We start from the raw sequence: 20,671 nt of genomic DNA on the forward strand, positions 1-20,671 counted from the left end.
ATCAAAGCGCCAACACTCAGCTTTTTTGTCTGTGGTGTACTGTTCTAGCTACTATTGAACTGCTTTTTGAACAAACTGTCGATATAACGCTCATACCCTTATCATTGTAAAGAGAGTAAAATCGATCTGGGTTGCAGCTTTGTATTACTGAATCGGGTTTTTCAATAGAATACATACTGTACAAAATCATCAGTTACAGATAATATTATGTTTTTAATGCATAATTTATTTATATTTACTCAAATTACTTATAACATATTACTATGTCTTTATTAATTACTCAACGCTGTATCAATTGTGATATGTGTGAACCAGAATGCCCAAATGAAGCGATTTCAATGGGAGAAGAATTTTACCAAATCAATCCCAATCTTTGCACTGAATGCATTGGCCACTATGATAAGCCAACTTGCCAATCTGTTTGTCCGATCAACAATACCATTTTAAAAGATCCTGATAATCCTGAAACAGAAGAACAATTATGGGATAAATTTGTCCTATTACATCATGCCGATAAAATTTAACTTTCCATAATCACAGTGGCACAAGCATAATTTTGTTCATCAGATAATGATACATGGATATGTTGTACACCTAAAGAATCAGCCAATATTTTTGCTTGTCCTAATAAATTAAGCCCTGGCTTACCTAATTGATCATTAAAAACTTCAAATTGATTAAGCGCTAAACCGTTTCGGATCCCCGTGCCTAAAGCTTTTGCTGCTGCTTCTTTGACCGCAAAACGCTTAGCCAAAAAACGGACTGGCTGAGAATGATGTTGATATTGTCGCCACTCTTGCGCGGACAATATACGCTTCGCCAGACGCTCCTCTAAACGCTTGATAATTTGCTCAATACGTACAATTTCAACCAGATCAGTACCTAATCCAATAATCGCCATTAACAACGCGCCTCACGAAGAATTTTCTTCATATCACTCACAGCTGTCGCCATGCCACTAAAGAGTGCTCGCCCAATAATCGCATGGCCAATATTAAGTTCATATATATCAGGCAATTGAGCAATACGTTGAACATTATGATAAGTTAACCCATGACCCGCATTGACCTTAAGTTTTTTTGCAGTGGCATAACTTATCGCCTTCTTGATACGTTTAAACTCTTCTTGCTGCTTTAACTCGCTCTTAGCATCAGCATAGGCACCAGTATGAATTTCAATAAAGGGAGCACCAATTTCCACTGCAGCATCAATTTGTTGTTCTTTAGCATCAATGAACAAAGAAACCGTGATACCTGCTTCGGTTAATCGTTTGACCGCCGTTGCGACTAATGCTTGTTGCCCAACAACGTCAAGCCCACCTTCCGTCGTAACTTCTTTACGTCGCTCTGGTACCAAGCAGCAAAATTGAGGTTTGATCTGACAGGCAAAATTGACCATTTCATCCGTTATTGCCATCTCCAAATTCATTCGGGTTTGTAACGTCTGGCGAAGTAACTTAACGTCACGATCAGTAATATGACGGCGATCTTCACGCAAATGAACAGTGATCCCATCTGCCCCAGCTTGTTCAGCAAGAAATGCTGCATGTAGTGGATCAGGATATTGTGTTCCCCGCGCATTTCGTACCGTGGCAACATGATCAATATTAACGCCTAATAATAACTCTGCCATATTTAACTCCTGTTATCCATTTCATAGTTTGAATTTCGTTTATCCATGCAATCATAATATATTCAAAGAGGTTTTAATAACCTCGCTTCAACGCGTTTTAGGCAATATGACCTGGTAAAAAAGCTCACGGCTTTTTAATGGACTTCCGCCCAGATAAGGCTTTAGCGCAATACGGGTAAAACGCTTGGCTGCTCTTAATGTATCGACATCAGGAAACTGACGAGCGGCAAATGCCTTAAGCTGCTTACCGGTAAAACTTAAGTGATCAATAACCAAACTGGCAATAAAACCTTTCTCTTCTCGATAACGGTAAGTCATGCTATCTGCCACCAGTTCACCACTACCGGCACAGTGTAAAAAATCAACACCATAACCTAAATGAGATAGCAATGATAATTCAAAACGGCGCAATGCATGTTCCGGCGTATATTCACTACCAGCCAATACTTGCAAACAGGTCAGATATTCAAAAAATAGGGTTTGATAAGGGATATTTTGGGCTAAAACTCGCGCAAGCAATTCATTAACATATAGACCGCTATACAGTACGGTACCGGTAAATGGTAGCGCTAGAGAAATAGGTTCTGCGCCACGCAACGTTTTCATTTCTCCCTTACCTCCCCAACGGATCAGCAATGGCGTAAAAGGTTGTAAGCAGCCTTTTAAATTAGATCGACGGCTACGAGCACCTTTGGCTAATAGTCGAATACGGCCCTCATTTTCGGTGAAAAAATCTAACAGTAAACTCGTTTCACTATAAGGGCGAGTATGAAGTACAAATGCACGTTGCCAACCGTCCACGGAAACCCGCCTTAATGAAGATCGTCCATATAGCCTAAACTACGCAGTGCACGTTCATCATCAGCCCATCCGGCTTTAACTTTCACCCAAAGTTCAAGATGAACCTTAGTAGCAAAAAGTTTTTCCATATCCATCCGAGCTTCAATGCCAATTTTCTTAATTTTGCTACCTTTATTGCCAATAACCATTTTTTTCTGGCCATCTCTTTCAACCAAAATCAGGCCATGAATGTTATAGCCACCGCGTTCATTTACCACAAATTGCTCAATTTCAACTGTGACCGAATAAGGGAGCTCATCGCCGAGAAAACGCATTAATTTCTCACGAATAATTTCACCAGCCATAAAACGTTGTGAGCGATCAGTGATATAGTCCGCTGGAAAATGATGTGCTGCTTCTGGCATATGTTGACGGACAATTTTAGTAATAATATCGATACCGGTACCTTTTTCTGCACTAATTGGCACAATATCCAGAAAATTCATTTGCTTGCTAAGAAATTCAATATGGGGCAGCAAACGGGTTTTATCCACTACATTATCAATTTTATTGATCACTAATAATACCGGACAAGGCAAATGACGCAGCTTATTTATTACCATCTCATCATCGCTTGTCCAATGTGTGCCTTCAACAACAAAAATAATCAGTTCCACATCACCAATTGAGCTACTTGCTGCCCGATTCATTAAACGATTTATTGCGCGCTTTTCTTCTACATGCAATCCTGGAGTATCGACATAAATTGTTTGATAATTACCTTCTGTCTCAATGCCCATGATGCGATGACGGGTTGTCTGTGGTTTACGTGAAGTAATAGAAATCTTTTGCCCGAGTAATTGGTTCAATAATGTTGATTTACCCACATTTGGGCGCCCTACAATGGCTACAAATCCACAATAGGTTTTCTGTTTGCTCATTCAAGCTCCAATATTTTTAATGCCTGTTCAGCTGCGGCTTGTTCAGCCTTACGACGACTTGAACCCACTCCTTCAACCGGTTCATTTATACCACTAACCTGACAATGAATAGTAAATTCCTGATCGTGCGCTTCACCGCGAACTTGAACTACCAAATAACTTGGTAAAGGTAAATGGCGTCCCTGTAAATACTCTTGTAAACGTGTTTTAGGATCTTTTTGTTTATCGCCGGGGCTAATTTCTATTAATCGAGTGTCATACCAAGCTAAAACAATTTGTTCAGTCGTTTGAATATCACTATCTAAAAAAATACTGCCAATTAACGCTTCGATAGTATCTGCTAATATTGATTCTCGACGAAAACCACCGCTTTTTAATTCACCTGGCCCTAAACGCAAACATTCTCCCAAATCAAACTCTCGTGCAAGCTCAGCCAGTGTATTACCCCTGACCAATGTTGCTCGCATACGACTCATATCGCCTTCATCAACCTTAGGAAAACGATGATAAAGATCATTGGCAATCACAAAACTAAGAATTGAATCGCCTAAAAACTCCAATCTCTCATTGTGACTACTACTGGCACTACGATGAGTTAACGCTTGCTTTAATAATTCAATTTGTTTAAAAGTATAGCCAAGCTTACGCTGTAGCTGTTTAATTTCTTGTCGCTCTGACCACTCAATTAAAGAAAAATTCATGTGCTACCAATTATTTCATTATCAAATTACAAAAAGCATACGCAACAGATCTGCAAAATAAATTTTTACAAAACTGTTGCGTTGGCAGGTTTCCTGATATCGTTCAAGAAACCATCATTTTTGATTATCGTGCTATATTCTATATCGATTACGATATAAATCAATTTAGCATTAATGATTAGTTTATCTCATTATTTTATTAGTTGATTGCACCAATACGACTTAAACGCACTCCAGTTGGCCATTCACCCTCATGCTTATCAAGGCTAAACCAGATAATAACTGCACGCCCAACTAAATTTTCTTCTGGCACAAAACCCCACATACGACTATCTGCACTATTATCCCGATTATCTCCCATCATAAAATAGTGTTTAGGGGGAACAATCCATTCATTGTCTGGTAAACCGGGCTGTTGGTAACGTGACTGAGTATATACTTGTGGGATCACTAAGATTTCATGGCTAGTATCATCTAATTTTTCGATTCTTTCCGCTTGACGTAATGCGTTACTTGGTACTGGTTCGCCCAATGGAATTTGATAACTTCCTTTCTGACTTTCGACCATAGAGTCAATATTAAAAAATAAAGACCATTCACTCTCTTTTAATGAAGAATAGATAATTGGTAACGCTCGAACACAGTTTGAAATTGAACAATTCGGATATATACGTAACTCTTTTTGTTCAGGATCATAAACAATTTTATCACCAGGTAGACCAATAACACGTTTAACAAAATCTACACTAGGATCCTTAGGATATTTAAATACCGCAATATCACCACGTTTAGGTTTTCCTGTTTCAAATAATGTCGTTTGGGTAACAGGATCTTTTAATCCATAAGCAAACTTTTCTACTAGTATAAAATCACCGACCAATAAGGTAGGCATCATTGAACCTGACGGGATTTGAAATGGCTCATAAATAAACGAACGTATCACTAATACAATCGCTAATATCGGAAAAATAGATGAACAAGTATCAACCCATGATGGTTTATGGATACTTTCAGCTAAATGCGTCTGCTCTACGCTTCCTTCAGTAACTTTTTGCTGCTGCGCCATTTTTTTCTTACGAGCAGGTGCTAATTTAAAACGATCAATACCCCAGATAATCCCTGTAATCAAGGTCGCCAGCGTCAAGATCAAAGAAAAAGTGTTAGCCATTATGACTCCTTACAACGGTTAGTTATCTTTACCTACGTGAAGAATAGCAAGGAACGCTTCCTGTGGTAGTTCAACATTACCAACCTGCTTCATACGTTTCTTACCTTCTTTCTGTTTCTGTAGTAATTTTTTCTTACGGCTAACATCACCACCATAACATTTAGCTAATACATTTTTACGTAATTGTTTCACCGTTGAACGCGCTATAATATGGGTACCAATTGCAGCCTGGATTGCAATATCAAACTGTTGGCGCGGGATCAGATCTTTCATTTTATCAACTAGCTCACGACCACGATATGGTGCATTTGCACGATGGGTAATCAAGGCTAAGGCATCCACTCTTTCGCCATTAATTAACACATCTACACGCACCATATCAACCGCCTGGAAGCGGACAAAGCCATAATCCAATGAAGCATATCCTCGAGAAGTAGACTTCAAGCGATCAAAGAAATCTAACACCACCTCAGCCATAGGAATTTCATAGGTTAATGCGACCTGATTACCATGGTAAACCATATTAGTCTGAACACCGCGTTTTTCTACGCAGAGCGTAATAACATTACCAAGATATTCCTTAGGCATTAGCATGTTACATTCTGCAATTGGTTCGCGTAATTCATTTATATTATTAAGTGCTGGTAATTTAGAGGGACTATCAACATAGATGACATCACCATTTGTTAACTCAACTTCATAAATAACTGTAGGCGCGGTTGTAATAAGATCCAAATCATATTCACGTTCCAAACGCTCCTGGATAATCTCCATATGAAGTAGGCCAAGGAAACCACACCGAAATCCAAAACCTAATGCAGTTGAACTCTCTGGTTCATAAAATAACGAAGCATCATTCAAGCTTAATTTAGCTAAAGCGTCACGAAATGCTTCATAATCATCAGAGCTAACGGGGAATAAACCGGCGTAAACCTGCGGTTTTACTTTTTTAAAACCAGGCAACGCCTGTATTGCAGAATGACGAGCGCCAGTTAATGTATCGCCAACCGGCGCGCCGTGAATATCTTTTATGGCACAGACCAGCCAACCGACTTCACCACAATTTAGTTGTTGACGATCAATTCGTTTGGGTGTGAAAATTCCTAAGCGATCAACATTATAAAGTTGGCCAGAGCTCATCACTTTAATTTTATCACCTTTACAAAGCGTACCATTTTTAATCCGTACCAGCGAAACAACACCTAAATAATTATCAAACCACGAATCAATAATTAATGCCTGCAAAGGCGCTGCCGGATCACCTTCTGGTGGTGGGATCTCTTTAACCAGCCGCTCAATTACGTCTTGTACCCCTAATCCAGTTTTTGCTGAGCATCGAACAGCATCATGAGCATCGATGCCAACAATATCTTCAATTTCTTCAGCTACCCGATCAGGCTCTGCCGCAGGTAAATCGATTTTATTAAGTACAGGAACAACTTCTAAATCCATTTCAATAGCGGTATAACAATTAGCAAGGGTTTGCGCTTCAACACCTTGCCCTACATCAACAACCAGTAATGCCCCTTCACAAGCAGCTAATGAACGGGATACTTCATAAGAGAAGTCAACATGGCCAGGTGTATCAATAAAATTAAGCTGATAGGTTTCACCATCACTGGCTTTATAATTCAGGGTAACACTCTGCGCTTTTATTGTGATCCCTCGTTCCCGCTCCAAATCCATAGAATCTAATACCTGGGCTGCCATTTCACGATCAGAAAGGCCACCACAGATCTGGATAATACGATCCGACAGAGTTGATTTACCATGATCAATGTGAGCGATGATGGAAAAATTTCTTATATGTTTGATTTTCAAGGTTATATCTTCTTCTAAATGGCCTTATAAAATCAGTTTTAGCGATAGCTTAGCCCTACAAAGCTAAAACTAATAAAAGCTGTTATAACAATCTTGGGAATGCATTTTACATATAAGCGACAAACAACTCAAAGAATCATTGATAATGAAAAAGTCGTTTTTATAAATAAGGCAATTATAGGCATAGATTAGTGACGATATGTAATTACTAATGATAGGCATTTAGGCTTACTATGTCATTCATACTTGCTGTTTTAATTCATCAGGCGGTAAACCTATCTGTAAAATGATCGGTTGATATAGCGTCTCTTTTTCCCAATAATGCGCAATTTTTTTTGCCAGAAAAAAGCCAACACAGCCACCAATAACTGCACCTAAAAAGATAATAAATTGATTTAAAAAAAGAAATTGCATAACCCCACTGCCGATAAAAAGGCCAAGTAATGGGGTAAGGTAAACAAGCATTGCTGAACGTAATAAACTGGCTTCAGGGATCCCGACTTCAATTTTCTGACCAACTATCAGAGGCTGACTGACCTCAAGTTCTAATTGATACTCAGTTTTCGGTCCTATTTTATTGAGAATATAAGATCCGCAAGTTGAGCGAGCAGCACAACTACCACAACCGGAATTAGAACCATATCGCAACACAGCTCGACCATTATGCCAATACACAACCGTTGCCCACTCTTTAACCATTACTAGCCTCTTTAAAACTAACATTAGCTGCAATCTGGCTAGCGGTTAACAATGGTAACTGGCCAATAACCGTCACTTCATATTGTCCTTTTATCACCGTATAAATAGTTAAACCACCTTTACGAAATGGTTTTTCACTAAGTTGATGCTCACCTGCTTTAGTAACATTAATAGAAAAACTAAATAACCCATCACTAAATAACATGGCCTCTAAAGATTCATTAGCAGCAATCTCTTTACAACTACGTGAAATTTCTTCAAATCCCAACGGCAGTTGGTTTATTTGCCAGTTAAATCGCTTAGTAATCGATTTGGGGATAAGTAATAAGGGAGGCATATTCAACGATGCGATCACATGCATTGATTTCAGCAATGCTTGACTATTAAAAGCCACAGAGACAACTCTAAATTGCTCTAATATTTCATTCTTACTATCTAAAAGATCAATGCGCAATGGTAACTTGCTTTTTTCATCAATTAATAAGATATAGCTAAAACGTGAATTATCTTTCGGTATAACACGAATAACCTGACAGCTTATATCACCAATATGTGTTCTGCCTAACTTAATGAAATTATAATAGGATTGCAGTTTAGTAAAATTAGCAAAAACTACCGACGGCAAATAATCAACGATATAAGCGCCCTCTAAGCTAAAAGAATCAAATCCTGGCTCAAAGTAGCTAACTTGATTACCTTTCTGAATAATTTCACGACGAGAATTATCCATCTGCATCATTTGAGCAATTGGTTGATTGTCAATAATGACATGACGATATCTAATCGGCGTTATACCTTGTGGATTGACAATAATAAATGATAATTCGTAGGGTAAAGACTTTACTGCATTACCCATATCAGTTAATAAAGTTTCAGCCGATAATTCTTTCGCATAGGAATGTAAAGGCAACAATAAACCGCCCAGCAAAAAAAAGAGGGCGGATAACCAATGCTTCATTACTACTATTCTGCTCCTGAGTAAGATTTTTCTGCTACTGGTGAAGATGATGTTACACTTTGATTCAGCATTGAACGACGCTCAAGCTCATATTGTTGTAACATCAGACCAAGTCGGCGATTACGTTGTTCTAGCTGCTCGGTTTGTGGATGAGCAAAAAATTGATCATTAGATACATTTAAACTCACAGGCGACGCAGCCCCCATGATAGGTACCGTATTAAATATGGGTGAGTCAGATTTGACATCAGTTTCTATGCTAGACGTATTATAATTCTGAACACCTGCAATAACAGCTACGGCAACGCTCGCTGCGACACCAACTTGCGTCATCTGGTTAGCCCAAGGGCGAAGCTTACGCCAAAAAGGCATTAAACACCAGCTAGCAGGCACAGGTTGTGACTCCGGTATTGCATTAGGCACAATTTGGATAGGCTCACTTGCCAGCGCCTGCTCTACTTTGTCGGTAATATCAAGATGGATAACTTCATTGATATCGCCTCTCAAACTGTCGCGGATAAGATGGTAGCTCTCCCATCGTTTCTGTAACGAAACATCTTGTAAAATGGTATGGATCAATTCTAAATCAAAGATCTCTCCATCCATTAAAGCGGAAAGTCTTTCTCTATGCATGCCAAAGTACCCTTCAGTAAAATATGAACCACATTTAATTTCGTATTAGCGGTTGCACTTTATTATCAATAGCTTCTCTTGCTCGAAAAATGCGCGAACGAACTGTGCCAACAGGACAATCCATAATAAGCGCTATCTCCTCATAACTTAGTCCATCTAACTCCCTAAGCGTAATTGCCAGACGTAAATCTTCAGGAAGTGACTCTATAGTCCGGAAGACTACTTTTCTCAATTCTTCTGACAACATTAAATTCTCAGGGTTCGAAATTTCTTTTAATGCATTAGAAGCCTCAAAATTCTCTGCATTAACTACATCCAAATCATTCGATGGCGGTCGACGTCCTTGGGATATAAGATAATTTTTTGCTGTATTTACAGAGATCCGGTAAAGCCAAGTATAAAATGCGCTTTCACCACGAAATGAACTGATAGCGCGATAAGCTTTAATAAATGCCTCTTGAGCTACATCCGGTACATCTCCCTGCGGCACATAACGAGAAACAAGGCTCACAACTTTATTCTGGTATCTAATAACCAGTAAATTAAAAGCTTTTTTATCCCCTTTTTGTACCCGTTCAACCAGCACCTGGTCTGTTAACTGCTCGCTCATTCGAGGTCACTTCTCCCGAAAATAAGCCTCATATTTTCCTTATTTGAACCCGCCATGTTTTCTCTCATTTGTAAGCAAGCATTTTTTTGAGTGACAAAAACTCGCAAAGTTCCAGTCAATTTAAATTATTTATATTTAATCTAAGCTAAACCATAAGAAAAGTTCTTTCAAGGCCATCGTATTTACTCTAAATAAAAGAATAGGCTAACATGGTAATTTACTCTATTCCGAAACCTTAGTAATAAAATATTATGCCATCAACACAACATTATACGGATATTTTAATCATTGGTAGTGGCATCGCCGGTCTGTCGTTAGCACTTCGATTAGCGCCACAATACCAAATAACGATACTTAGTAAAAACATTTCAACTGAAGGCGCATCTTACTATGCTCAAGGTGGAATTGCAGCGGTTTTTGATCAAACCGATAGTATAGAAACCCACGTTAATGATACTTTAATTGCCGGTGCCGGGCTGTGTGATAAAAAAACCGTTGAATTTGTCGCTTGCAATGCCCGCCATTCTGTCCAATGGCTTATCAATCAAGGTGTTTTATTTGATAAAGAGCTAAATTTGGCCGGTAAAGAACAATATCATCTGGCAAAAGAAGGTGGCCATAGCCATCGCCGTATTCTTCATCATGCCGATGCAACAGGCAAGCAAGTAGAAACCACCTTGGTTGAAAAAGCCATCAAACATCCGAATATCACGATTAAGGAGCAGCATAACGCGATCGATTTGATCCGCGCAGATAAAGATCCAACAACAATTATCGGTGCTTACATTTGGGATCTCAATCAACAACAAATCGTTATTTGCCATGCAAAAGTGACAGTTTTAGCAACCGGAGGAGCCGCAAAAGTATATCAATATACTACCAATCCTGACATTTCATCAGGTGATGGAATTGCAATGGCCTGGCGAGCCGGTTGTCGTGTAGCCAATCTTGAATTTAATCAGTTTCATCCGACTTGTCTTTATCATCCACAAGCGCGCAATTTTCTACTAACTGAAGCGTTACGAGGTGAAGGTGCCTATCTGAAGCGACCTGATGGCAGCCGCTTTATGCCTGATTTTGATAAAAGAGCGGAACTTGCCCCTCGTGATATAGTTGCCCGGGCCATTGATCATGAAATGAAACGCTTAGGGGCAGATTGCATGTTTCTTGATATTAGCCATCAGCCGGCAAGCGAGATAAAACGACATTTTCCAACTATCTATCATAAATTAGCCACATTAGGTATCGACATTACCAATGAGCAAATTCCGATTGTACCGGCGGCGCATTATACATGTGGTGGTGTTATGGTGGATCATTATGGTCAAACCGATCTTCGACACCTATATGCTATTGGTGAAGTCAGTTATACCGGGTTACATGGCGCCAACCGACTAGCATCCAATTCATTATTAGAGTGTCTCGTCTATGGATGGTCTGCGGCAAAACAGATAAAACAACATATCGAACAAATTGATATGCCATCTACACTAGCCAAATGGAATGAAAATCAATGTCATAATTTAGATGAACAAGTTGTTATTCAACATAACTGGCATGAGTTAAAACTGTTCATGTGGGATTATATGGGAATTGTCAGAACGACCAAACGACTGACCCGCGCATTGCGGCGCATCCATTTACTACAACAAGAAATAGAGGAATATTATTCAAATTTCCGTTTATCAAATAATTTATTGGAACTGCGTAACCTTGTGCAAGTAGCTGAATTGATGATCCGCTGTGCGCTTGATCGTAAAGAGAGCCGTGGATTACATTACACATTAGATTATCCGCAACAGCAACCAGATGCTAAACCGACTATTTTGACCCCATCAACTAAATAACTAGAGAGGGGGATATAATTAACCCTCTTTCATATATGAAGGTGAAAATGCTACCAAATTGCCATTAATTACTAATAATTATTTATATCATCACTCAAACATTCAACAAAACATTTTAATAGATGAACAATTTGGGCGTTCTGTTTATAATCCATTGCCTAACCAGAGGTATACAATGACTGCAACCACATTTTCTGAACTTGAGTTAGACCAAAGTCTTCTCAATGCACTGGATGATAAAGGCTATGACCGCCCGACAGCCATTCAGCTTACAACTATCCCTGCCGCTATGGAAGGACGCGATATTTTAGGTTCATCGCCTACAGGAACAGGAAAAACTGCCGCTTACTTACTGCCGGTGATCCAACATTTACTTGATTTTCCACGTAAACGATCTGGGCCACCGCGTATTCTCATATTAGCGCCAACCCGTGAACTGGCAATGCAAGTAGCTGAACAAGCAAAAGAATTAGCCAAATACACCCATCTTGATATTGCAACCATTACTGGCGGGGTATCTTATATTAACCACGCTGAAATTTTTAGTGAAAACCAAGATATTGTGGTCGCAACCACAGGCCGCTTACTACAATATATTAAAGAAGAAAATTTTGATTGTCGGGCGATCGAAACGTTAATTTTAGATGAAGCTGATCGAATGCTTGATATGGGATTTGCCAACGACATTGAAACCATTGCCGGTGAAACACGCTGGCGCAAACAAACTATGCTATTTTCAGCAACACTAGCAGGTGATGTCATTCACGATTTTGCTAATCGATTACTAAATAATCCTTATGAAATTGATGCTGATCCTTCAAGGCGTGAACGAAAAAAGATCCAACAATACTATTATCGCGCTGATAACCTCGAACATAAAACTGCGCTACTTTGCCATCTGTTAAAACAACCCGATGCCACTAAATCTATTATCTTTGTCCGTAAACGCGAAAGAGCACATGAGTTAATTCAATGGTTACAGCAAGCCAAAATAAAAACCTGGTTACTTGAAGGGGAAATGGTTCAAGCAAAACGGACTGAAGCGGTTAAACGCCTGAATAGTGGGCAAATTAACGTCTTAGTCGCGACCGATGTTGCCTCACGTGGCCTTGATATTGACGATATTAGTCACGTATTCAATTTCGACTTACCGCATACTGCTGATGTTTATCTACATCGAATTGGTAGAACCGCACGCGCGGGACGAAAAGGAATTGCAATTAGCTTAGTAGAAGCCCATGATCAACCGCTATTAGGTAAAATCAACCGTTATCTTAAAGAACCATTAAAAATACGCGTCATCGATAGCCTTCGGCCTACCACCAAAGCACCGGCTGAAGGTTCACTACGTAAACCCAAACCGTCGAAAAAAATCCAGCTAAAACGGCAAGAAAAGAAAAAAATTGACCAACAAAAAAAGAAAAAAACCAAAGAACGCCATCGCGACAGTAAAAATATTGGCAAACGTCGTCAACCATCAGTAAAGCAAACTGATAACAAATAATAAATATTTAAACTATTTATTGATTTATTTGGTGAAATAACCAAAATTAATAGCCTGATAAAATTATCAGGCTATTAGTTATCCATCAATTAATTTAGCACTATTTTATTATAAACTTTGCGTAAAAGTACGCGTAATAACATCGCGTTGCTGCTCAGGGGTTAAAGAATTAAAACGCACCGCATAGCCTGAAACACGAATAGTTAATTGAGGATATTTTTCTGGGTTTTCAATCGCATCTTCTAATGTTTCCCGAGTCAGAACATTAACATTTAAATGTTGTCCGCCTTCTACTGACACCTGCGGTTTAACCTCAAGGGGAATTTCGCGATATTCAAACGAACCTAACAACTCCTTGGCAACAATTTGTCCTTCATTAAAATCAATTTTAGCGCAAATACAGCGAGCTTCATTTTTTTCATCGTCTAATAACCAAAAGGAATTTAATAGTGCTGTATTAGCTGCCTTAGTAATCTGAATCCCAATAACCATGTCGACCTCCAAATTCGAACAAGATTGAAATAACAATTTGAAATTATTTTCAAATTGGCTATTTGCTATAACCATTATTTCTATAAAATATATATCAATTAAATATCAGCAATTCATTGACATTAATCAATAATTTCAAAGCGTTATTAATAATATTATCGACAGGTTACTGTTTTAAATCAATTTTCCATTTAAAAAAAATTTATAATTTTTAGAAAATATTTTTAATATCAAAATATATAATGAAAAATAAGCGATTTCCGTTTTAAAATTTACCTCATATAACGTAGATGTTAAGTTAAACATGATATTAATCAAAACCTAAAGGAATGGTTATGCCCTCTTTGCCCAGCTGGCACGATGTCATCGGCCTAGAAAAAGAACAAGATTACTTCCGTAACACCCTGGCTTATGTTGCCAAAGCACGTCAACATGGCACAACAATCTATCCACCACAAAAAGATGTCTTCAACGCTTTCCGTTACACCGAACTCAGCGAAGTAAAAGTTGTGATCCTAGGACAAGATCCATACCATGGACCGAATCAAGCGCACGGACTCTCGTTTTCAGTTCGGCCAGGTATTCCTGCACCGCCTTCACTGGTTAATATGTACAAAGAACTGGCAAAAGACATTGCCGATTTCCAATACCCCAATCATGGTTATCTCGTCAGTTGGGCACAACAAGGGGTATTATTATTAAACACGGTTTTAACCGTTGAACAAGGCAAAGCTCATTCTCACGCCCATCTTGGCTGGGAAACATTTACGGATAAGGTTATAGCGGCAATTAATCAACACCGTACTGGCGTGGTTTTTTTATTGTGGGGATCTCATGCGCAGAAAAAAGGCCAATTTATCGATAACCAAAAACATTTTGTGCTTAAAGCGCCCCATCCTTCACCACTCTCGGCCCATAGAGGTTTCTTTGGATGCAGACATTTTTCCAAAACCAATGAAATACTCATAAAACAAGGATTAAGCCCGATAGACTGGACACCTTTCATTCCAGAACAATAAACTAAATGCCACCACCATATGGGTGGCATTATTTCAGTTTATTTTGCTTTTGACACAATCACCATCGCCGGGCGTAGTAAGCGACCGTTTAAAGTATAGCCTTTCTGCATAACATCAATAACTTGATTAGGTTCATGTTCTTCTGAATCGATCATGGTCATGGCTTGATGCAGTTCTGGATTGAAAGCAACATTCTTCTCCGCTACCACCTTAATACCGTATTTGCCAACAGTAGCTAAAAAAGATTTTAAAGTTAATTCAAGTCCTTCAAGCATTGACATCGATTCAGCATTTTCCCGATTAACAAGTTCGATTGCTCTTTCCAAATTATCAATAACGGGTAACAACTCATTGGCAAACCGCTCTAGGGCAAACTTGTGTGCTTTTTCAACATCTTGCTCAGTACGGCGGCGAATATTTTCCACTTCAGCCTTAGCGCGTAGCAACGCTTCACGCTCACGTTTTTGCGCTTCAAGTAATTGCTGCTCTAATTCAGTAATGCGTGGATCAATTAATACTTCTTCAGTAGAACTCACTGGTTGTTCGGTCTCAATTGCTTGTTCTTTTGCCTCATTTTTTTGTGATTTTTTTAATTCTTTTTGTTTAGAGGCTTGCTCATCATGCACTTTATGATCTTTACTACTCATGAGTATCTCCACATTCTTTTTAGCATTAATCCAGATTATTAGCTTATTATGGGGATAAAAGTTTGGGATTCAAGAGAACACACCAACTTGATAAGAGGAAATAAACCATGCTGACCGGAAAAGCAGCAAAAAAGACATTATTTGAATATATTGGTATTGTTGGTCATCCTCGACATCCTGAGGCATTGGCAACTCATGAACAACTTTATAATTGGCTTCGAGCGCAAAAATATAAAGTTATTGTTGAACGACAAATTGCTCAACAGCTTAAACTAAAAAATGCCACCATTGGTGGATTAACAGAAATTGGTAAAACAGCTGATTTAATTATTGTTGTTGGCGGTGACGGTAATATGCTCGGCGCTGCTCGTGTTCTATCACGCTATGAAAATAAAGTTATTGGCATCAATCGCGGTAACCTTGGTTTTTTAACTGATCTTGGGCCAGATAACGCGCTACAACAGCTAACAGAAGTATTGGCTGGCCATTTCTATGAAGAACAACGCTTCTTACTGGAAACTGAAATCAGCAAAAAAAATCACAAACCTCGCATGAGTACGGCAATTAATGAGGTCATTTTACACCCCGGCAAAGTGGCTCACATGATTGAATTTGAAGTTTATATTGATGATCGCTTTGCCTTTTCTCAACGTTCCGATGGGCTAATTATTACTACACCAACTGGCTCAACCGCTTATTCACTCTCTGCCGGTGGCCCGATACTCACTCCAAATCTTGAGGCTATCGCGCTAGTCCCTATGTTCCCTCACACACTTTCATCACGTCCATTAGTCATCAGCAGCGATAGTAGTATTAAATTAAAATTTAGACAAAAAAACATCAATTATGAAATCAGCTGTGACAGCCAAATTATTTTACCTATCCAAGATGATGATGAAGTATTAATCAAACGAAGTAATAAAAAACTTAATCTCATCCACCCAAAAGATTATAATTATTTCAATACATTAAGTTCAAAATTAGGCTGGTCAAAGAAAACCTTTTAATTTTTATTAATTACTACTTTACTGTATAAAAAACCAGTTTATACTGTATTTATTAACAGTTGTGTTTTTACATACAGGAGAAGCACATGCTTATTCAATTAACCATCAATAATTTTGCCATTGTCCGCAAACTAGAAATTGATTTTCATCCTGGTATGAGTGCTATTACCGGTGAAACAGGGGCTGGCAAATCAATTGCAATTGATGCATTAGGTTTATGTTTAGGCAACCGAGCGGATACCAATATTGTTCGCCCTGGTGCTTCTCGTACCGATATCTGTGCCTATTTTTCTCTTACTGATACTCCTTCAGCGCAAGATTGGCTTAAAAATTATCAGTTAGATAACCATAATGAATGCTTGCTACGCAGAACCATCACTGCTGATGGACGATCACGTGGTTTTATTAATGGCACAGCGGTTCCCTTATCACAATTGCGCGAACTAGGGACGTTACTTATTCAAATACATGGCCAGCACGCTCACCAATTATTATTAGATAATCAGCATCAAAAATTTCTGTTGGATACTTACGCTAACCAAACCACTCTCTTGGCTGAAATGAAATCGGCCTGGAAAAATTGGCATCAAAGTTGCCAAGAACTAACGAAATTTCAACAACAAGCAACTGAACGCCTGTCGCGCCAACAACTTATTGAATATCATCTTAAAGAATTGGGTGAATTGATACCACAAGCTGATGAATATCAAAAATTAGAGCAAGAGTATAAACAGCTAGCAAATCGTGAACAATTTCTTTCCTTGAGTCAAAATGCATTACAAATTCTTAATGACAATGAGGAACAAAATATTATCAGTATGCTAAATCATGCAAAGCAAGAAATTAATGAGCTTGCTTCTGTTAGTAATCAATTCAGTCATTTACTTGATATGCTTGAAGAGGCATCGATCCAAATTAATGAAGTGAGTAATGAATTGCGTCATTATGGTGATCGAACAGAACTAGATCCTAGCCAACTATTCGAATTAGAACAACGCATCGCGAAATATGTCAACTTAGCCCGTAAACATCGGGTTGCGCCCGAATTATTGTTTGAATTACACCAACAACTACTGGCAGAACAAGAAAAACTAAATCAGCAGCAAGATGATTGTGACCACTTAACAAGTCAGGTCGAAGTTCAACATCAATATGCATTAGAAATAGCCGGCAAACTCCACCAAATACGGCAACAATATGCCAGTGAATTAAGTCAATTAATCACCAACAGTATGCACCAACTTTCAATGCCTCATGGCTATTTTACGGTTGATGTAAATTTTAATCCTGAACATTTACAAATTGATGGAGCAAGCCAAGTCGAGTTCAACGTGACAACCAATCCTGGACAACCACATCAAGCATTAATAAAAATTGCTTCAGGTGGAGAACTATCACGCATCGCGCTGGCCATACAAGTCATTACAGCCCAAAAAATGGATACTCCCGCACTTATTTTTGATGAAGTTGATGTGGGTATTAGCGGTGCTACCGCCGCGGTGGTTGGAAAATTGTTACGTGAATTAGGCAATTCAACTCAAGTTATGTGTGTTACCCATTTACCTCAAGTTGCAGCCTGTGGACATCACCATTTTTATGTGAGTAAACAGACCAATGGCTGTGAAACAGAAACACAAATGCAATTATTAGATAAAAAAACTCGCTTACAAGAAATCGCCCGTTTACTGGGTGGTAGTGAAGTAACAAAAAACATCCTGGCTAGCGCAAAAGATCTACTTGCTGCTTAAAAACATCCTCAACTTTATTGTATAGTATAGGTCATAGAAAAATGAGGAAAGGTTTTCAATTTCATCAATGTCGATTATTATCGATATTCTGACTCTTAAAGGAATATATGACCATGCGTTGTAAACTGTTAATTGCTGCTGCTATGTCTGTTGTTGTTTTAACAGCGGGTTGTTCTATAGCAGAACGGCTTGTTTACCGTCCTGACATTAATCAAGGCAACTATCTTTCCGCCAGTGATGTTGCCAAAATCCAAAAAGGAATGACGCAACAGCAAGTAGCCTATACATTAGGAACACCAATGCTAAAGGAACCGTTTGGCCAGCAAGTTTGGTATTATATTTTCCGTCAACAGCCTGGACATGAAAAAGTTAAACAGCAAACACTAACACTCACTTTTGATCGCAATGGGATTTTAGTTGACATTAAAAATAACGATACCTTAGCAGCACAAAAAGCATCAACACTTATGTAGATGCCACATCACGTTATTGATATTTATTTAAATAAATATTAATAGACTGCCAATTAGGCGACATTTAAATTGGCGGTCAACCTATCTCATTACAAACAGGTTATTAAGATTTTTGTTTGGCTTTTTCTGCCCGTTTACGACGTATCTCTTTCGGATCAGCAAGTAATGGACGATAAATTTCAACCCGATCACCATCAGATAAGATATCGGATAATTTAGCGGGTCGACTATAAATACCGACTTTATTTTTACTCAAATCAATGTCATCTCGAAGTGACAAAATACCTGATTGCATAATTGCCTCTTCAACACTCGCACCTTCTGCTAGCTTGACGTGCAACAGAAATTGCCTATCTGGCAATGCATAAACCACCTCAATATTTATTTCAACCACGATAAACCTCGTGAGCACGTTGAGTAAAAGCTTGCACCATATTTCCAGCCAGTTCTTTAAAAATCCGACCAAAAGCCAACTCAATCAATTTATTAGTAAATTCAAAATCAAGATATAATTCCACTTTACAGGCATTTTCATTTAAAGGTGTAAATAACCAATTACCCATTAATTTACGAAATGGCCCTTTTACCAATTGTATTTGAATACTCTTATTATCTTGCAATATATTATGCGTAATAAAAGTTTTACTAATACCCGCTTTAGCAACCTCAACCGACGCAGTCATTTCATTATTAACATGATTCAGAACCCGACTGCCCACACAACCTGGTAAAAATTGTGGATATGAATCTACATCATTAACTAAATTGTACATTTTCTCCGCACTATAAGGCACTAATGCAGATCGACTAATTTGCGGCATAACCATTCTCACCAAATAAATCATAAACAATAATAACATTGATATACACTTAAATAAAAATTCTGCACGACAACTTAGTCTAATAAATGCTCACTTAACACCAAATAATAGATCCTTACCGTGCCATTTATTTATACATACAGTATAATCGCCAATTATGACAAAGAAAAAAGCACACAAGCCCGGTTCGGCAACGATTACGTTAAATAAAAGAGCACGCCATGAATACTTCATCAGTGAAGAAATTGAGGCGGGCTTAGCTTTGCAGGGTTGGGAAGTCAAAGCACTACGCGCAGGTAAAGCCAATATTAGCGACAGTTATGTTTTACTGAAAGAAGGTGAAGCTTATCTTTTTGGTGCAACTATTACCCCGCTAAATGTAGCCTCCTCCCATGTGGTTTGTGATCCAATGCGCACCCGAAAGTTATTGCTAAATCAGCGTGAACTAGATTCGCTATTTGGTAAAATCAATCGCGAAGGCCACACAGCGGTAGCATTATCCCTTTACTGGAAAAATGCCTGGTGTAAAGTCAAAATTGGTGTCGCCAAGGGTAAAAAAGAGCACGACAAGCGTTCTGACATTAAAGATCGCGAATGGAAGTTAGACAAAGCGAGAATTATGAAAAACTCAGGTCGATAATGAGCTAAGTGCTAGCATTATTAAGTTTTTTTCTGATATAATTGAAGTAATCAACTTGGGGCTGATTCTGGATTCGACGGGATTTGCGAAACCCAAGGTGCATGCCGAGGGGCGGTTGGCCTCGTAAAAAGCCGCAAAAAAATAGTCGCAAACGACGATAAATACGCACTGGCAGCTTAATAACCTGCGCAGAGCCCTCTCTCCCTAGCCTCCGCTCTTAGGACGGGGATCAAGAGAGGTCAAACCTAAAAGAGATCGCGTGGATGCCTAGCCTGGGGTTGAAGCGTTAAACTTAATCAGGCTAGTCTGTTAGTAGTGTGTCTGTCCACAGCTAGCTGGCGAATGTAAAGACTAGACTAAGCATGTAGTACCGAGGATGTAGAAATTTCGGACGCGGGTTCAACTCCCGCCAGCTCCACCAAATTATCTTCTAAGGACATCCAAAGAAGACTGAAAAGCCCGCTAATTCAATGAGTTGCGGGCTTTTCTATACCCTACACTGTCTAATGTAACCTAATTAAATCAAATTAT

23 protein-coding genes and 1 other RNA gene are annotated in these 20,671 nt (G+C 38.8%); 9 read left to right on the top strand and 15 right to left on the bottom strand.

Features of this window, described 5'->3' with window-relative positions:
- The first annotated feature begins 263 nt into the window (after positions 1–263).
- Positions 264–524: a YfhL family 4Fe-4S dicluster ferredoxin gene (locus WH390_RS03800; protein WP_032114763.1), complete on the top strand. Its 261-nt coding sequence runs from the start codon at positions 264–266 to the stop codon at positions 522–524.
- Here WH390_RS03800 and acpS read toward each other — a convergent pair.
- From acpS to rpoE, 11 genes are all read right to left on the bottom strand, one after another.
- Complete coding sequence (gene acpS / locus WH390_RS03805) at positions 521–901, bottom strand: holo-ACP synthase (RefSeq protein WP_032114764.1); 381 nt, start codon at positions 899–901, stop codon at positions 521–523. The genes WH390_RS03800 and acpS overlap by 4 nt on opposite strands.
- A complete protein-coding gene (gene pdxJ, locus WH390_RS03810; RefSeq protein ID WP_032114765.1) occupies positions 901–1,632 on the bottom strand; it encodes a pyridoxine 5'-phosphate synthase in 732 nt (243 codons plus the stop codon). Before pdxJ ends, acpS begins: the two co-directional genes overlap by 1 nt.
- A gap of 87 nt (positions 1,633–1,719) precedes the next feature.
- A complete protein-coding gene (gene recO / locus WH390_RS03815; RefSeq protein ID WP_032114766.1) occupies positions 1,720–2,433 on the bottom strand; it encodes a DNA repair protein RecO in 714 nt (237 codons plus the stop codon).
- A gap of 11 nt (positions 2,434–2,444) precedes the next feature.
- Positions 2,445–3,353, bottom strand: a complete 909-nt coding sequence (gene era / locus WH390_RS03820) for a GTPase Era (protein WP_032114767.1) — start codon at positions 3,351–3,353, stop codon at positions 2,445–2,447.
- On the bottom strand, positions 3,350–4,054 hold the full coding sequence (gene rnc, locus WH390_RS03825) for a ribonuclease III (RefSeq protein ID WP_052044814.1): 705 nt from the start codon (positions 4,052–4,054) through the stop codon (positions 3,350–3,352). Before rnc ends, era begins: the two co-directional genes overlap by 4 nt.
- A gap of 199 nt (positions 4,055–4,253) precedes the next feature.
- Complete coding sequence (lepB, locus tag WH390_RS03830) at positions 4,254–5,222, bottom strand: signal peptidase I (protein ID WP_032114768.1); 969 nt, start codon at positions 5,220–5,222, stop codon at positions 4,254–4,256.
- An 18-nt stretch (positions 5,223–5,240) separates the two neighbouring features.
- The gene (lepA, locus tag WH390_RS03835; RefSeq protein WP_032114829.1) at positions 5,241–7,037 is read right to left on the bottom strand and encodes a translation elongation factor 4; all 1,797 of its coding nucleotides are present in this window, start codon (positions 7,035–7,037) and stop codon (positions 5,241–5,243) included.
- A 246-nt stretch (positions 7,038–7,283) separates the two neighbouring features.
- On the bottom strand, positions 7,284–7,742 hold the full coding sequence (rseC, locus tag WH390_RS03840; RefSeq protein WP_032114769.1) for a SoxR-reducing system protein RseC: 459 nt from the start codon (positions 7,740–7,742) through the stop codon (positions 7,284–7,286).
- Entirely contained in the window at positions 7,735–8,700 is a 966-nt protein-coding gene (gene rseB, locus WH390_RS03845) for a sigma-E factor regulatory protein RseB (protein ID WP_032114770.1), read from the bottom strand. The genes rseC and rseB overlap by 8 nt, the downstream gene beginning before the upstream one ends.
- Positions 8,701–8,705: 5 nt before the next feature.
- Entirely contained in the window at positions 8,706–9,332 is a 627-nt protein-coding gene (gene rseA, locus WH390_RS03850) for an anti-sigma-E factor RseA (RefSeq protein ID WP_032114771.1), read from the bottom strand.
- Positions 9,333–9,366: 34 nt separating this feature from the next.
- Positions 9,367–9,942: an RNA polymerase sigma factor RpoE gene (gene rpoE, locus WH390_RS03855; RefSeq protein WP_032114772.1), complete on the bottom strand. Its 576-nt coding sequence runs from the start codon at positions 9,940–9,942 to the stop codon at positions 9,367–9,369.
- Between the two features lie 251 nt (positions 9,943–10,193).
- On the opposite strand from rpoE, the gene nadB reads away from it, so the two are divergent.
- Positions 10,194–11,789, top strand: coding sequence for an L-aspartate oxidase (gene nadB / locus WH390_RS03860; protein WP_032114773.1), 1,596 nt, complete (start codon positions 10,194–10,196; stop codon positions 11,787–11,789).
- 175 nt (positions 11,790–11,964) lie between these two features.
- Positions 11,965–13,293 (top strand): ATP-dependent RNA helicase SrmB, encoded by a 1,329-nt coding sequence (gene srmB, locus WH390_RS03865; RefSeq protein ID WP_032114830.1) that lies wholly within the window; start codon positions 11,965–11,967, stop codon positions 13,291–13,293.
- 108 nt (positions 13,294–13,401) lie between these two features.
- On the opposite strand, the gene grcA is transcribed toward srmB, so the two are convergent.
- Entirely contained in the window at positions 13,402–13,785 is a 384-nt protein-coding gene (gene grcA / locus WH390_RS03870) for an autonomous glycyl radical cofactor GrcA (RefSeq protein WP_032114774.1), read from the bottom strand.
- A gap of 335 nt (positions 13,786–14,120) precedes the next feature.
- On the opposite strand from grcA, the gene ung reads away from it, so the two are divergent.
- Positions 14,121–14,804 carry a uracil-DNA glycosylase gene (ung, locus tag WH390_RS03875; protein WP_032114775.1) on the top strand — a complete coding sequence of 228 codons (684 nt, stop codon included), beginning with the start codon at positions 14,121–14,123 and terminating at the stop codon, positions 14,802–14,804.
- A 38-nt stretch (positions 14,805–14,842) separates the two neighbouring features.
- Here the strand turns inward: ung and grpE are convergent, their stop codons facing one another.
- Positions 14,843–15,451, bottom strand: coding sequence for a nucleotide exchange factor GrpE (grpE, locus tag WH390_RS03880; RefSeq protein WP_032114776.1), 609 nt, complete (start codon positions 15,449–15,451; stop codon positions 14,843–14,845).
- A 107-nt stretch (positions 15,452–15,558) separates the two neighbouring features.
- On the opposite strand from grpE, the gene nadK reads away from it, so the two are divergent.
- The 3 genes from nadK to bamE all read left to right on the top strand — a co-directional run bounded on the left by nadK (position 15,559) and on the right by bamE (position 18,679).
- Positions 15,559–16,458 carry an NAD(+) kinase gene (gene nadK / locus WH390_RS03885; protein ID WP_032114777.1) on the top strand — a complete coding sequence of 300 codons (900 nt, stop codon included), beginning with the start codon at positions 15,559–15,561 and terminating at the stop codon, positions 16,456–16,458.
- Between the two features lie 86 nt (positions 16,459–16,544).
- Positions 16,545–18,206 (top strand): DNA repair protein RecN, encoded by a 1,662-nt coding sequence (gene recN / locus WH390_RS03890; RefSeq protein ID WP_032114778.1) that lies wholly within the window; start codon positions 16,545–16,547, stop codon positions 18,204–18,206.
- Between the two features lie 113 nt (positions 18,207–18,319).
- Positions 18,320–18,679, top strand: a complete 360-nt coding sequence (gene bamE / locus WH390_RS03895) for an outer membrane protein assembly factor BamE (RefSeq protein ID WP_032114779.1) — start codon at positions 18,320–18,322, stop codon at positions 18,677–18,679.
- Between the two features lie 103 nt (positions 18,680–18,782).
- Here the strand turns inward: bamE and WH390_RS03900 are convergent, their stop codons facing one another.
- Entirely contained in the window at positions 18,783–19,073 is a 291-nt protein-coding gene (locus tag WH390_RS03900; RefSeq protein ID WP_032114780.1) for an RnfH family protein, read from the bottom strand.
- Positions 19,066–19,500: a type II toxin-antitoxin system RatA family toxin gene (locus WH390_RS03905; protein ID WP_032114831.1), complete on the bottom strand. Its 435-nt coding sequence runs from the start codon at positions 19,498–19,500 to the stop codon at positions 19,066–19,068. Before WH390_RS03905 ends, WH390_RS03900 begins: the two co-directional genes overlap by 8 nt.
- A 157-nt stretch (positions 19,501–19,657) precedes the next feature.
- On the opposite strand from WH390_RS03905, the gene smpB reads away from it, so the two are divergent.
- Positions 19,658–20,140 carry an SsrA-binding protein SmpB gene (smpB, locus tag WH390_RS03910; protein ID WP_032114781.1) on the top strand — a complete coding sequence of 161 codons (483 nt, stop codon included), beginning with the start codon at positions 19,658–19,660 and terminating at the stop codon, positions 20,138–20,140.
- Between the two features lie 57 nt (positions 20,141–20,197).
- Positions 20,198–20,561, top strand: a transfer-messenger RNA (tmRNA) gene (ssrA, locus tag WH390_RS03915).
- The last annotated feature ends 110 nt before the right edge of the window (positions 20,562–20,671 follow it).

Origin of the sequence: Candidatus Arsenophonus nilaparvatae, assembly GCF_045346035.1 — a bacterium.
GTDB classification, from domain to species: Bacteria; Pseudomonadota; Gammaproteobacteria; order Enterobacterales; family Enterobacteriaceae; genus Arsenophonus; species Arsenophonus nilaparvatae.